This window comes from Mucilaginibacter sp., from assembly GCF_965277465.1.
Taxonomy (GTDB): Bacteria; Bacteroidota; Bacteroidia; order Sphingobacteriales; family Sphingobacteriaceae; genus Mucilaginibacter.
The window spans coordinates 498,840-511,741 of record NZ_CBDICW010000002.1 but is presented as its reverse complement, the minus strand read 5'-3'; the positions used below and the strand labels follow the sequence as shown (position 1 = coordinate 511,741).

14 protein-coding genes are annotated in these 12,902 nt (G+C 39.5%); 3 read left to right on the top strand and 11 right to left on the bottom strand.

Translation table 11 applies throughout. From position 1 onward, the window contains the following. Positions 1-92: 92 nt before the first annotated feature. From ACQY4U_RS14655 to ACQY4U_RS14625, 7 genes are all read right to left on the bottom strand, one after another. On the bottom strand, positions 93-587 hold the full coding sequence (locus tag ACQY4U_RS14655) for a hypothetical protein (protein WP_428330187.1): 495 nt from the start codon (positions 585-587) through the stop codon (positions 93-95). Positions 588-595: 8 nt separating this feature from the next. Further along, positions 596-1,333, bottom strand: a complete 738-nt coding sequence (locus tag ACQY4U_RS14650; protein ID WP_428330186.1) for a hypothetical protein — start codon at positions 1,331-1,333, stop codon at positions 596-598. A 50-nt stretch (positions 1,334-1,383) separates the two neighbouring features. Beyond that, positions 1,384-1,938 (bottom strand): RNA polymerase sigma factor, encoded by a 555-nt coding sequence (locus ACQY4U_RS14645; protein ID WP_428330185.1) that lies wholly within the window; start codon positions 1,936-1,938, stop codon positions 1,384-1,386. A 106-nt stretch (positions 1,939-2,044) separates the two neighbouring features. After that, positions 2,045-2,506 (bottom strand): thioredoxin-dependent thiol peroxidase, encoded by a 462-nt coding sequence (gene bcp / locus ACQY4U_RS14640; protein WP_428330184.1) that lies wholly within the window; start codon positions 2,504-2,506, stop codon positions 2,045-2,047. A gap of 1 nt (position 2,507) precedes the next feature. Continuing rightward, entirely contained in the window at positions 2,508-4,226 is a 1,719-nt protein-coding gene (locus tag ACQY4U_RS14635; protein ID WP_428330183.1) for a M23 family metallopeptidase, read from the bottom strand. Between the two features lie 71 nt (positions 4,227-4,297). Beyond that, the gene (locus tag ACQY4U_RS14630; protein WP_428330182.1) at positions 4,298-4,909 is read right to left on the bottom strand and encodes a fumarylacetoacetate hydrolase family protein; all 612 of its coding nucleotides are present in this window, start codon (positions 4,907-4,909) and stop codon (positions 4,298-4,300) included. A 72-nt stretch (positions 4,910-4,981) separates the two neighbouring features. Next, entirely contained in the window at positions 4,982-5,422 is a 441-nt protein-coding gene (locus ACQY4U_RS14625) for a T9SS type A sorting domain-containing protein (protein ID WP_428330181.1), read from the bottom strand. A 255-nt stretch (positions 5,423-5,677) separates the two neighbouring features. On the opposite strand from ACQY4U_RS14625, the gene ACQY4U_RS14620 reads away from it, so the two are divergent. Both ACQY4U_RS14620 and ACQY4U_RS14615 read left to right on the top strand, forming a co-directional pair. After that, the gene (locus ACQY4U_RS14620) at positions 5,678-7,621 is read left to right on the top strand and encodes a KUP/HAK/KT family potassium transporter (protein ID WP_428330180.1); all 1,944 of its coding nucleotides are present in this window, start codon (positions 5,678-5,680) and stop codon (positions 7,619-7,621) included. Positions 7,622-7,768: 147 nt separating this feature from the next. Then, entirely contained in the window at positions 7,769-8,566 is a 798-nt protein-coding gene (locus tag ACQY4U_RS14615; protein WP_428330179.1) for a phosphatase PAP2 family protein, read from the top strand. 30 nt (positions 8,567-8,596) lie between these two features. On the opposite strand, the gene ACQY4U_RS14610 is transcribed toward ACQY4U_RS14615, so the two are convergent. Then, a complete protein-coding gene (locus ACQY4U_RS14610) occupies positions 8,597-8,851 on the bottom strand; it encodes a SemiSWEET transporter (protein ID WP_428330178.1) in 255 nt (84 codons plus the stop codon). A gap of 81 nt (positions 8,852-8,932) precedes the next feature. After that, positions 8,933-10,654, bottom strand: coding sequence for an amino acid permease (locus ACQY4U_RS14605; RefSeq protein WP_428330177.1), 1,722 nt, complete (start codon positions 10,652-10,654; stop codon positions 8,933-8,935). Between the two features lie 78 nt (positions 10,655-10,732). Here ACQY4U_RS14605 and ACQY4U_RS14600 point away from each other — a divergent pair, with 78 nt between their 5' ends. Beyond that, complete coding sequence (locus tag ACQY4U_RS14600; RefSeq protein ID WP_428330176.1) at positions 10,733-11,395, top strand: phosphatase PAP2 family protein; 663 nt, start codon at positions 10,733-10,735, stop codon at positions 11,393-11,395. Between the two features lie 93 nt (positions 11,396-11,488). On the opposite strand, the gene ACQY4U_RS14595 is transcribed toward ACQY4U_RS14600, so the two are convergent. Next, the gene (locus tag ACQY4U_RS14595) at positions 11,489-12,142 is read right to left on the bottom strand and encodes a hypothetical protein (protein WP_428330175.1); all 654 of its coding nucleotides are present in this window, start codon (positions 12,140-12,142) and stop codon (positions 11,489-11,491) included. A 166-nt stretch (positions 12,143-12,308) separates the two neighbouring features. Further along, positions 12,309-12,812, bottom strand: a complete 504-nt coding sequence (locus tag ACQY4U_RS14590; protein WP_428330174.1) for a cupin domain-containing protein — start codon at positions 12,810-12,812, stop codon at positions 12,309-12,311. Between the last annotated feature and the right edge of the window lie 90 nt (positions 12,813-12,902).

Sequence of the window (12,902 nt, the reverse complement as noted above, 5' to 3'; positions counted from 1 at the left end):
GCAAAAATAAGGCTTTCGTCTTAAGTTCTCCGTCAAAAGTATGTCTTTATTCTTAGAGGGATAAAATCAGGATAAGAGATTTTGAATACAGGTTAGTCACCTGCCCTAACGCTGCGTTCACTTAATTGCTTAAGTACTTCATCGTTAAACTGGCGTTCGCTTTTATAAAGTTCGCTAACCTTTTCGGGTGGCAATACTTTTAAAAACTCGTCCTTATATTTCTTTTTGATCACTACGAGCTGGGTTTCATATTCCAAATCCCTGTCAATCTGGGCGGTGCCATCAGTAGTTGAGTTTGAATTATTTATACGCTTAAGGATCCTTACCGCAGTAAGTTGCTCTTCATACTGGCGGTAAAGCGGCCAAAATTGTTTAGACTCCTTGGGTGTAAGATTTAACTGCTGACTTATAAAGCCTTCTTTTACCTGCTGCACTTTACGCACACTGCCATTAGGCCTTACAGCATTGCGCGGCGCAATAGTATACCGCTGCACAGGCACTACACGCACACGTTGCTGTGCAAAGCTGGTGTAAGCAAGGGCAAGTATAAAAAATATACCAAAAACGTATTTAATCAATTTACTCATTCAGTATATTATTGAACACTATCAATATCCTTTTGCAAGGCATCTTTTAAACTCTGATCGTTAACCGTGGTGCCTTCTGATACTACAGTTTGCTGTGTATCGGTAGGATCAAGGTTTAACTGCAAATAATCCTTTATATCATCAACCGGAACGTTTGACAGCTGTTTATGTAAAAACGAGGTGTTATGCTCATGTGCCGGGTCGGTAAGTTCATTTAACAATACACCACCACCTATAACTAAAGCAAAACAAGCAGCTGTAGCATATTTCATGGCAGTTGTAGCAAATAATTTTCTAACAACTCCCCTGTTTCTTGCAGCTTCCTGGTTAACCGTTTTATTTAAAATAGCTGTGTTAAGCTTATCAAAATATCCTTCAGGTACGGTAAAATCCGCAGCAGGTTCAGCTAACGCTTCCTCAAAAAAAATGCGGCTTTCTATTTGTTCATGCAGGTTATCAAAATAACCTTCGGGCACGGCAAAGCCTGGCCCCTTATTGTCTAAAGCGGTTTCAATCGCTATCCTGCTTTGTATGTTACCGGTAAGTTCCTCAAAATAATTCTCCGGAACTGTAAAATCTCCAAAAGATCCTTTGCTTCTTAATTCATCAAAATTCCTGAACGCTACAATACGATCTCCGAGGTCATCAAAATAACCGGCTGGCACAATAAACGGATCAGCAGGATTGATCTGTTTAAGTGACTTATATTCATTAAGCCAATCTTTATTTTCCATTTCACTCTTCATATCTTAGTTATAGATGGAACAATTGTCAAAAGGTTTAAAATTTATTTAAATTAATCTTTAGATAGTAAATAAGCCTCGATTTTCTTTACCGCTAAGTGAAATGATGCCTTTAATGCACCCACGCTTGTACCCAGCACTTCCGAAATTTCTTCGTATTTCATATCCTCATAGTACTTCATGTTAAAAACCAGCTTTTGCTTTTCGGGCAGGGTTAATAACGCTTCCTGCAGTTTACGCTGTGCCTTATCGCCATCAAAATAGGTCGAATCGGCCAAAGTATCGGCCAGTTCATAAACCACATCATCTAACGAGATGTTATTTTTTTGTTTCTTTTTATTCAGAAAGGTGATGCACTCGTTGGTTGCAATGCGGTACATCCAGGTATAAAGCTGCGCATCACTCCTAAAACCTGCCAGGTTTTTCCAAACTTTTACAAACACATCCTGTACCAGGTCATCCGCGTCATCATGGTCAATAACCATACGGCGTATGTGCCAGTATATTTTTTGCTGATACTTTTTAAGCAGCATGTTAAATGCCTCGTTCCGGGTCTTTTCGTCCTGGAACTTGCTTAAAATCTCTGCGTCTTCAACCTCTTTTGGCATGTAACAATAATTAAACTTAAATTCTTATTAGCAGCTTTTTGTTTATGATAATAATATTTTAACTCCGTAAAGTTCAGTATTTTTTTAATATTACTAAAAAAGCCGCTTATTGCAGCAGATCAAGCACCTGTTGCGATGAGTTTTTAGTATCAACCTTATCTATTATTTTATTAATAGTTCCGTCGGCACCTATTAAAAATGTTTTGCGTGCGGTACCCATATATTTTTTGCCGTACATATTTTTCTCTACCCAAACACCATAGGCTTCGTTAATGCTTTTATCAGTATCGGCAATAAGCGGAAACGGCAGGCTGTACTTGGTTTCAAACTTTTTATGACTTTTTTCATCATCGGTACTAACGCCAATTACCTCAAAACCTTTACCTAACATGCTTTGATAGTTATCCCTAAAGCTACAGGCCTCGGCAGTACAACCAGGGGTATCATCCTTCGGATAAAAATAAAGGATCACGTTTTTTCCTGCAAAATCAGCCAGTGATATGGTTTTTCCGTTTTGATCTGTAGCGGTAAAAGCAGGTGCTTTGTCGCCTTCGTTTAGTGTTGCCATGTTATTTATTAAAAGCTGCGGTAAAGTATTTACTGTTATTTTTATTATCGGTAACAGTTAATTCAAATATATGTTTCCCTAATGCAATATCGTTATTAAAGGTATAACTCAAAATTTTAGTTTTATAATCCCACTCCATCAATATCCACCTGCCATCAATTTTGCCCGCATAGCTTTTTATACCCGACAAATTATCCCCTATGCGGAACGATATTTTTTTTGCCGCCGATAAATTAGCGTTATTGGTAATGTTTATTGGTGCAACTACCGGTGGTACGGTATCTATCCTGATATAAAAATCACCAAACAGTGTTGGCTGTGCTTTTATATAACCATCCTGGTAGGTGCCGCTGTAGCATGCCCCATCGGTACTTACAATTTCGGCTTTATCAGCAAATTTGCCCAGGTTGCTATCCGGTTTAATCCACAGATCAAACTTAAGGTGCACAGGTGTAAAACGGTTATGGATACGGTGCACTTCAGAAAAAGCACCGGGCTTTTTAGGCAGGGTTGAATAGGTAAAGTCAATATCATCGTACAAATTACCGGGCTCAACTACCACTTTTATTTTATCATTGCTAAACTCATTCCGTTTATCATAATGGAATATGTTACCTGCCTGTTTAACAACAGTAAGGTTAGCAGCCGTATGGCTTGATTTTACTTTGAGGGTAAGGGTTGATGTATTGCCGGCAATATCCTTAACCACGTATTCCACATCGTGTATAGCATCATCATTAAAGTTAATTATACCCCTGTTGATTGATTGCGGGTAAAGCGATATTTTACTGCCGGGCAGTATAAAACATTTTTGGACCCAGCGGTGTGTTTTTAACAGTTCGGGATAATCAACATAAGCATTAATGGCATGAGTTTGATCAAACGCGAAACGTTCAACGGCGAAAGTGTAAACCGTTTTACCATCTAACTTAAGTTCGATAGAATAGATGCCGTTATGGTTTGGCGATACACTGTTCATATCGGTAGTGGTGATACCAAAGCCAATATCGCCGTTTAAATTAATTACGCCGGGTTTAGTAAGGTGGTAGTTGCCATTGGTGCCGCTAACTGCAAAAAACTGCCGCGGTGTTTTTTCGCTGAAGGGGCTGCCATCCAAATGATAGATGCCTATTAAATTGATGGTTGGCGGTACCTTATCGGGGATGGTTAAACCAAACAACTGCGGGTTAATAGTTTCTTCGGTTTGGGTATCCCTGATCTCGAAATGTAAATGCGGCCCTGCTGATGCGCCTTCATTGCCTGATATGGCAATAACATCGCCCTGGCATACCAGCATCTGCAATGGGTCGAGCTTAAAATCAACCTCAAAACTTTGCTGCTTGTACTGCTCATCATGTATCAGTTTTTCCATAGCCGGGGTAAACGATTTAATGTGCCCGTAAACCGTGGTATAACCATTTGGGTGCGTTATATAAATGGCATGGCCAAAACCGCCAAACTGTATACGCAGGCGCGATACATACCCATCATAAGCGGCATGCACCGGGTAGCCGGTTTGCTGGTTGGTTTTAAAATCAAGCCCCGAGTGGAAATGACCCCCGCGCAGCTCGCCAAATGAACCGGCTGTTGATGGCGGCAGATCAAGCGGGTAACGAAAAAAGTTTTGCGGGTACTGATAAGTTTGTATAATACCCTGTGCACATAAACTGATGTAGGAACAAAATATGATTAAAAGGGTACCTATGATTTTTTTAATCATATTTAGCTGTAGCGTTTATTATAGTTTAAGATAAATAGTATTTAATGCTTTAACCCGGTATAGGGGATAAACTACTTAATGTAAAAATCAAGCATTTTAACATCTTCAAGATAGCCTTCTAATTTATCGCCAACGTTTACTTTGGCTACACCCTGTGGTGTACCGGTGTAAATCAGGTCGCCTTTTTTAAGGGTGATATATTTTGATACAAAGGCTATGATGTACTCGAACGAGAAAAGCATATTGGAGGTATTGCCTGCCTGCCTGCTTTGGCCGTTAACATCGAGCTTGAAATTGATATTTTTCAGATCTGCAAATTGTGTTTTGGGCACAAAAGCACTTACCGGAGCCGAATTATCAAAAGCTTTGGCAAGTTCCCAGGGCAGGCCTTTTTCTTTGTGGCGCGATTGAATGTCGCGGGCGGTAAAATCAACCCCTAAGGCAATCTCTTCAAAATAATTCTGCGCAAACTTTTCGTTTACGTGCTTTCCCTCTTTGCTGATCTTGATAACGATCTCAATCTCGTGGTGAATATCCTCCGAAAAATCAGGATGATAAAAAGGTTTGTTATCCTTTAACAGCGCAGTATCCGGTTTCATAAATATAACAGGAACGCCCGGAACCGGGTTATTTAACTCCTTAGCATGCTCCGCATAGTTACGGCCTATGGCAATTATCTTCATAGGGTCGAAATTAAAGAAATTGTGGGAAGAGGAGATTATTTTGGTTAAAAGATTTCGCTGAAACTATCGGAATCAAAAAACAGAGATCCTTTTAATAACAGACTCGGTACCGGCAACCACCCTAACAAAGTAAAAGCCGCGGTTAAGTTTGTTATTAAGCGGGTAGCTAAAGGTTTTTTCGCCCGGTTCAACCCTTTGCGAAAAAAGAGTAATAATATCATTACCCAAAACATCCATAATTTTTATGTTAACATTTGAGTAGCGCGAAAGATCATATTTCAGGTTGATCTGATCGGTAACCGGGTTTGGATATACCTGTACATTGTTAAGCAGCTTATCATCCGGCTTTGCCACCATTACTTTTGTGGTTGATATTACCGCAGGGCGCATTGGGGGCAGCACCAGGTGCAAATTATTTTTTGAGCCCGATTTTGAATTTTTTGATTTTAAAAGGTGAAGATACGTGGTATCCGTTTTTTGATAGCTCATCGCATCAGAAAACGAAAAACTCATGATTATTGCTATTGCAAGCATCATGCCCCATGAATATTTATAAGTAAATTTTCGCCTCATCCTTAATATTGTTTACAAAAGTATAAATAAAGCTGTCATCAATTTAAATACTTATCATTTTATAAAAGGTTTTTAACAAAATTTAACAGAAGATGGCCCATAATGCTATAAATTTAGTTTTTCTTTTGTTAATATTTATTATACCAACAGTTAAATTGTAAAATTTAATACTTTTGCCTTTTTGAAAGTATTAAAGTGTCGAACCATAAAGATCTGCAAAAATTAACCCTATCGGGGTTATTGATAAGTTTGGGAATTATTTACGGTGATATAGGTACATCCCCTCTGTACGTATTTAAAGCCATTGTAGGCGGTCAGCATATTTCTGAAACATTAATTCTTGGCGGCGTATCGCTCATATTCTGGACGCTTACGCTGCAAACCACCTTAAAATATGTGGTGATAACACTGCGTGCCGATAACAAAGGCGAGGGTGGTATATTTTCTCTTTTCTCCTTAGTAAGGCGCCGCGCCAAATGGCTCATTGTACCCGCTGTAATTGGCGGTTGTGCTTTATTAGCCGATGGTATTATTACCCCGCCAATTACCATATCATCGGCCATTGAAGGTTTGCAAACATTTTACCCATCGTTACATACCGTACCCATTGTTATAGCTATAATAATTGCGTTGTTTATTATACAGCAATTTGGCACATCCCTGGTAGGTAAGGCTTTTGGACCAATGATGTTTATCTGGTTCACCATGATGGGTGTACTTGGATTTATCTATATAATACAATCGCCGGCTATTTTTAAGGCTTTAAACCCTTACTATGCTTATCTGTTGCTCAGAACAAACGCGCACGGATTAGTTATTATAGGTGCTGTTTTTTTATGTACCACCGGTGCAGAGGCTTTATACTCCGACCTGGGTCACTGCGGACGGAAGAACATACAGATCAGCTGGATATATGTTAAAACCTGTTTAATTGTAAATTACCTGGGCCAGGCCGTTTGGTTGTTACAGCATAACGGCACCAAAATGGACCTTAATCTGCACAATCCATTTTTTGAGATAATGCCGGGATGGTTCCTGCTTTACGGAATTGGTATAGCAACCGTTGCGGCTATTATTGCCAGCCAGGCGCTTATATCAGGTTCATTTACCTTAATTGCAGAGGCTGTACGTTTAAACTTATGGCCTAAAGTGCGCATCAATTATCCATCAGAGCAAAAAGGACAGTTGTATGTGCCAAGTGTTAACTGGCTGCTTTGCGCCGGTTGCGTTGGCGTAGTATTATTGTTTAAAGAATCGGCACATATGGAGGCGGCCTACGGCTTAAGCATTACCGTAGCCATGTTAATGACCACTATTTTAGTGGCCAACTTTTTGAAACGTAAAAAGCTGCCTACTTATATTGTTATTGTATTTTTAATAACCTACCTGCTTATTGAAGGTACGTTTTTAGCCGGTAACCTGGTTAAATTTGTGCACGGCGGCTGGTTTACATTATCAGTGGGTTTCGTATTGTTCACCATTATGTGGACCTGGCATACAGCCCGTAAAATCAGGAACCGATATGTTAAGTTTATTGAGATAGAGGATTATTTCAGCATTATAAAAGAACTAAGCGATGATGAAACCGTACCTAAATATGCCTCGCAGTTAGTTTACTTAACCAGTGCTAACTTTAATTCGGAGGTTGAATCAAAAATTATTTATTCCATTCTGCAAAAACAACCTAAACGTGCCGATGTTTATTGGCTGGTACACGTTGATGTGGTTGATGAACCCTACAAAAAGGAATACGAGGTTGACTTTTTAGTACCTAATAAACTGATCCGTATTGATTTTAAGCTTGGCTTTAGGGTTGAACAACAAATTAACCTGCTATTTAGGCGCGTAGTTGAAGATTTGGTTAAAAAAGGCGAGGTTGATATTACCAGCACTTACAAATCATTAAACAGGCATAAAATTGTAGGCGACTTCAGGTTTGTAGTGATTGAAAAGGTACTTTCGCGCTCCCATAATCTTTCATTGTACGAGAGCTTTATTATGGCTTTTTATACTTATCTGAAAAAGATAAGCTTGTCGGAAGAACGTGGCTTTGGTCTTGATCTGAGCTTTGTAACCGTTGAGAAAGTACCATTGATGCTGGCCGCACCTGAAACTGTAGAAATCCATCGCGTGCTTTAATTTTACATTAACTAATTGTAAATTCAGAATTAATACAGATTGTTATAATACTTTAGCTGGTGTGTATTTTTAAAACCATAATAAGGTAACAATACTTTGTTAGGCATTTTAAATACGCCGCTATTGTATAACATCAAACACTTGCCGGTGAAAAAGTTAATAGTTGCGCTGTTTTGTATCGTATCATTAGGGGCTCAGGCCCAGGTTACTGATACCACTACTAAGAAAAACCTCGGAGATACGATAAAAAAGGATCTTTTTACCGCTCCCGATTCTGTAAAACATTTGCATAGCAAGGCATGGACCTTAGTGCCGCCAGCTGCATTAATTGGCTATGGCGCATTATCATTTGCCATTCACCCTTTACGCCGCGTTGATTACTACATTAGCGGCGAAATCAAAAAAACCGACCCTAATTTTGACACCAGAGCCGAAAGCTATTTTCTGTTTACCCCAATTGTAATGGTTTATGGTTTAAACCTTATTGGTGTTGAAGGTAAAAACAGGTTTATTGACCGTACTGCATTGCTTGGCTTATCGGGCGGCTTAGTTGGTTTAAGCGGACTGGTTACTAAAAAACTCACACACAGGCTAAGGCCAAACGGTAAAGACTATTTATCGTTCCCCTCGGGGCATACAGCAGCCGCATTTATGGGTGCCGAATATTTAGCGCAGGAATACTCCGATAAATCTCCTGTTTATACCATAGTGGGCTATTCGTTTGCTGTTGCAACCGGTGTGTTCAGGATGTATAACCGCGATCACTGGTTTAGCGATGTGGTTGCCGGGGCTGGTTTGGGTATCCTATCAACCAAAACAGCCTATTTAATATATCCTTATTTGCGCAATGCGCTTACCCATACTGATAAAAAGGGCCGCAGCACTATGATACTCCCAATTTACCAAAATGGTGCGCCGGGTGTATCTTTTGCCATGAATTTGTAAGTAACTATTAATCTTTACAAGCAGTTATCTCTACTTGTAGATCATCTTGTAGATCAGTATAATACTGGCAAATACAAAGGTAATGGCATTGGCTATAGTAACGGGCAGGCTGCCACTCATCAGCCCGTAGATGAGCCACAAAAGCGTACCCGCAGTAAACAGCGCGTACATTGACAACGAAATCCCCGAAGTATCTTTTGTGTGTATAGTTTTAACAGCTTGTGGCAAAAAGGAAACCGTGGTGCCAAAGGCAGCCAATAAACCAATAATGGTAACAGTATTCATATAGGGGTAGTTTTTGTTCGACCCCAATTTACGCAATCTTATTGGTTTATAAGCTTTTACCGGCGTTAAGCAATTGTAAAACTATTCCTCAATGTTCAGTTTTCTGTCCTTACCCAAAACGCTATGCTTATAGCTGTAAGTAAAGTATATCACCAAACCTATTATCAGCCATATTAAAAAACGCAGCCAGTTGGTATAACCTAACTCTGTCATCAAGTAAAAACAACTCAATAAGCCCAATACAGGTATCAGCGACAGGTTTTTAACAAAGGCAAAAACAGTTAACACTGCCGACAGGATGATGAATAAAAAGATAGGGAAGTTTTCGTGCGCATTGGCGCCAGAGAAAAGAGTTAAAATATCGTGTCTGAAAAAATACATTCCTACTATAAAAACTACAGGTACAATGTATTTAGAATTGATATAAGGTAAGTGGAAACGGCCTTTTTTAGCTTCTTCGCGCGGTAATAAAAGTACACCGCCGCAAACCAATACAAAAGCAAACAGGGTACCTATACTGGTAAGATCGGTAACCTCGGTAAGGTTCATGAACAAAGCCGGAATTGCCACCACAAAACCCGTTACAATGGTTGCAAACGATGGTGTATGATATTTAGGGTGGATGCGTGAAAATGCTTTAGGCAACAAACCATCGCGGCTCATGCTCATCCAGATACGTGGCTGCCCTAACTGAAATATCAATAACACACTGGCAGTAGCAATAACTGCACTGAACGATATAATACCGCTTATTTTTGTTAAACCAACTTTGGTAAACACATAAGCCAGCGGATCGCCAACGGCAAGGTCTTTATAACTAACCATACCGGTAAGTACCAGGGCAATCAAAATATAAAGCACCGTACAAATAATAAGCGAGTAGATCATTCCTCGGGGCAGATCCCGTTGCGGGTTTTCGCACTCCTCGGCCGTAGTTGATATGGCATCAAACCCGATATATGCAAAAAACACGCCCGATACACCCTTCATTACACCCTGAAAGCCATTTGGCATAAAAGGGTGCCAGTTGGCCGGTGTAACATAAAAAAAGCCGATACAAATTACTGCTAATACAATAGCGATCTTTAAAAAAACCATCGCGTTGGTAGCCTTTTTAGTTTCGCGGATGCCTATATAAACCAGGTAGGTTATTATTACAACGATAAGTAGTGCAGGCATATTGGCTATCAGTTTAATATTACCAATACCAGGCGCCGTGCTCCATGCTGCTGCGCCTTGTTTAAAGGCGTCTGTTATACCCGCAAGGTTATGGCTGGCTGTTAGCTGCTGCACCTGTTCATGTGCCTTAAACGCTGTAAAATAGTCCATAGTAAGGTACTCAGGTATGTGAATACCAAAGCCTTCCAGCAGGTTAACAAAATAGGTGCTCCATGATATGGCAACAGCAATATTACCAATGGCATATTCCATTAACAGATCCCATCCTATAATCCAGGCAATTAATTCTCCAAATGAAGCATAGGCATAAGTATAAGCGCTGCCTGCAACAGGTATACGCGATGCAAATTCGGCATAGCATAATGCCGAAAAACCGCAGGTTACTGCGGTTATTACAAACAAAATAGTTACACCTGGCCCACCGTTAAACGAGGCTAAACCGATGGTTGAAAATATCCCCGCCCCTACTACGGCTGCAATGCCCATCAGGGTGAGGTCCTTTACGTTAAGTTCTTTTTTTAGTTGCGAGGAGGCTGTTCCGGGATGTTCGGCATCGCTAAAACCACTTGCTACATCTGCTAATATTTTATGAATATTTTTTTTACGGAATACGCTTTTTGACATTTAGTTCAGAATATTTGATCAACCATTGTAAACATAACCATTTTTTTGCATTCAATAAGTATATGCTTATTTTGCACGATGAATATAAGCATAAAAGATATTTTACAAAGAATACGGCCGTTTTTTATCCTTTACCTGCTGCTTTTATGCGCCTGTTTTATCATCAAAATACTGTACACTAAAGAACAAATTTACTTTGCTGTAAACGAAAGAAATTGTGAATTTGCAGACTGGATTGCCCCCTACATAACCGATATTGGCAACGGATGGACCACCATTGCATTATCCGCTTTATTACTGCTGTTTAATTACCGGGCGGCGTTTTTATTAGCCACCGCTTATGCGGTAACATCATTATTTGCGCAAGTTTTAAAGTTTATTTTTGATAAGCCAAGACCCACCCTTTTATTTAAGGACCAGCTTAGCCGTATACACTTAGTACCCGGTGTGGATATGCTTAAATATAACAGCTTTCCTTCGGGGCATACCGTATCTGCATTTTCGGCAGCTATAGTTATCCTTTATATCACAAAAAATAAAAACTGGAGTGTGCCGCTGTTAATATTGGCTGTACTGATTGGCTATTCGCGCATGTATCTGAGCCAGCACTTTTTTGAGGACGTAATGGCGGGATCAGTAGTGGGGGTATTTATAGCCATTTTCTGGCTCAGCTATATCGGCCAAAAAAAGTTCCTTAATTCGCCTCAATGGAGTAATGGGTTAATAAGGAAAAGTAAATAGACATTATTTATTGGGGTTATAAAAAAAGCCATTAGTTATTGTTATTGAAATTTCAATAACAATAACTAATGGCTTTAATAAGCAAGGACCAAATTAATAGGCCAGTTTCTTTTTTCTGCGTACCAAAACAACTATCACCAGGATAATTACCAGTGCGCCGCCACCAAATAATGCTATCTTAACGGTTGATGACATCCCATTTGAACTTAACAGGTACTGGTCATTACGCTGCAGATCACGCGATAAATGGATAGATGAGGCATAGGCCTTATACTCATCCTTTATAAACTCTTTCCTGCTTTCAGGATACACGTATTCAAAAGTATAGGTAGCATCCTGTGTGTAGATCAGTATAAAATTTATCAGCTGTACATTTTCAGCAGCATCATCACTTTTTAAGGTAAATAACTTGGCTTTTAAAGTACCGATGGTGGTATCACGTACATTTTGTGCACTACCATCGCCCGATTGACCCTGGATATTTTTGATGTAATTTTTAAATACGCTGTTCAAGTCTTTTTCATGTTTTAGCGGCGTATTGTTTTTTTCATTGGGTGCCACTATAACTGTCATATAACCATACAAGCCATTAGCCTGGTAAATATGCTGACCTAAAGTATCTTTCTTTTGAAACGTTGATGGTAACGATACGGTAACCAGGCTGTCAACCTTTACAGGTGTAAGTTTCTGGCTAAACCCTGCTATTGCAAAAAAAGCCAGGGTTAAACTTAATAATATCTTTTTCATACTTAATTAAACTCGCCAAACTTCAATAAGTTTTAATAATTAGAGCTTTAAGAAGTATTTAAAGGTATATTACAATTACAAATAGCTTATTTTAAGCGATTTGTAAGCATTACAGCTTTAACAATTTACAATAATATTATAAAAGAATATGTGCATATTTCCACCTTTATTTATCAAAATAATTGGGCGGATATAACTTTTGGCCGTACTTTTCGGCTATTTCGCGCATTTTATTTAGGGTGGCATCGTCCATTGGCGGCGGGGGTAAAAAAACACCGGGAGAAACAGGTTTTCCCAGTTCCTCAAACATTTCTTCCAGGCCCGATGGTACAACGGTACAAAGTAAATGAGCTGCCTGTGCCGAAATATTTTTAAAACAATGCACCATTCCGCCTAAAGGGATACTTACAAAAGCTCCTTTTTTAGCTACATAAGTTCCGGCCTCGCTTTTAACCTCAACCTCGCCATCAACTACAAAAAATGACTCCTGGAATGCTGCATGAGCATGCGGACCGGGCCCACTACCCGGAGGTATCAGCATATCAATTACTGCAAATGCGCCGCCGGTTTGTTTTCCGCTGATCAAAATGCGGTAGTTGCCGCCGGCTACTGATAAGCTATCGCCATCATTGGCTCCAATTGCTGTAACTGTGTTGTTTATATTTTCCATGCTTTTTTAGATGGTATTCTTATAAATATAACCGTATTATTTTACACCAATATATACAACAGGTTAAATTATATATGTTTTGGTTTTTCA

Coding starts and splice junctions, on each gene's coding strand:
- ACQY4U_RS14590 (WP_428330174.1), bottom strand. CDS start 12,812: ATGGAAAATATAAACAACACAGTTACAGCAATTGGAGCCAATGATGGC.
- ACQY4U_RS14625 (WP_428330181.1), bottom strand. CDS start 5,422: ATGAGTTTTTCGTTTTCTGATGCGATGAGCTATCAAAAAACGGATACC.
- bcp (WP_428330184.1), bottom strand. CDS start 2,506: ATGGCAACACTAAACGAAGGCGACAAAGCACCTGCTTTTACCGCTACA.
- ACQY4U_RS14650 (WP_428330186.1), bottom strand. CDS start 1,333: ATGAAGAGTGAAATGGAAAATAAAGATTGGCTTAATGAATATAAGTCA.
- ACQY4U_RS14635 (WP_428330183.1), bottom strand. CDS start 4,226: ATGATTAAAAAAATCATAGGTACCCTTTTAATCATATTTTGTTCCTAC.
- ACQY4U_RS14645 (WP_428330185.1), bottom strand. CDS start 1,938: ATGCCAAAAGAGGTTGAAGACGCAGAGATTTTAAGCAAGTTCCAGGAC.
- ACQY4U_RS14600 (WP_428330176.1), top strand. CDS start 10,733: ATGAATATAAGCATAAAAGATATTTTACAAAGAATACGGCCGTTTTTT.
- ACQY4U_RS14610 (WP_428330178.1), bottom strand. CDS start 8,851: ATGAATACTGTTACCATTATTGGTTTATTGGCTGCCTTTGGCACCACG.
- ACQY4U_RS14655 (WP_428330187.1), bottom strand. CDS start 587: ATGAGTAAATTGATTAAATACGTTTTTGGTATATTTTTTATACTTGCC.
- ACQY4U_RS14605 (WP_428330177.1), bottom strand. CDS start 10,654: ATGTCAAAAAGCGTATTCCGTAAAAAAAATATTCATAAAATATTAGCA.
- ACQY4U_RS14630 (WP_428330182.1), bottom strand. CDS start 4,909: ATGAAGATAATTGCCATAGGCCGTAACTATGCGGAGCATGCTAAGGAG.
- ACQY4U_RS14595 (WP_428330175.1), bottom strand. CDS start 12,142: ATGAAAAAGATATTATTAAGTTTAACCCTGGCTTTTTTTGCAATAGCA.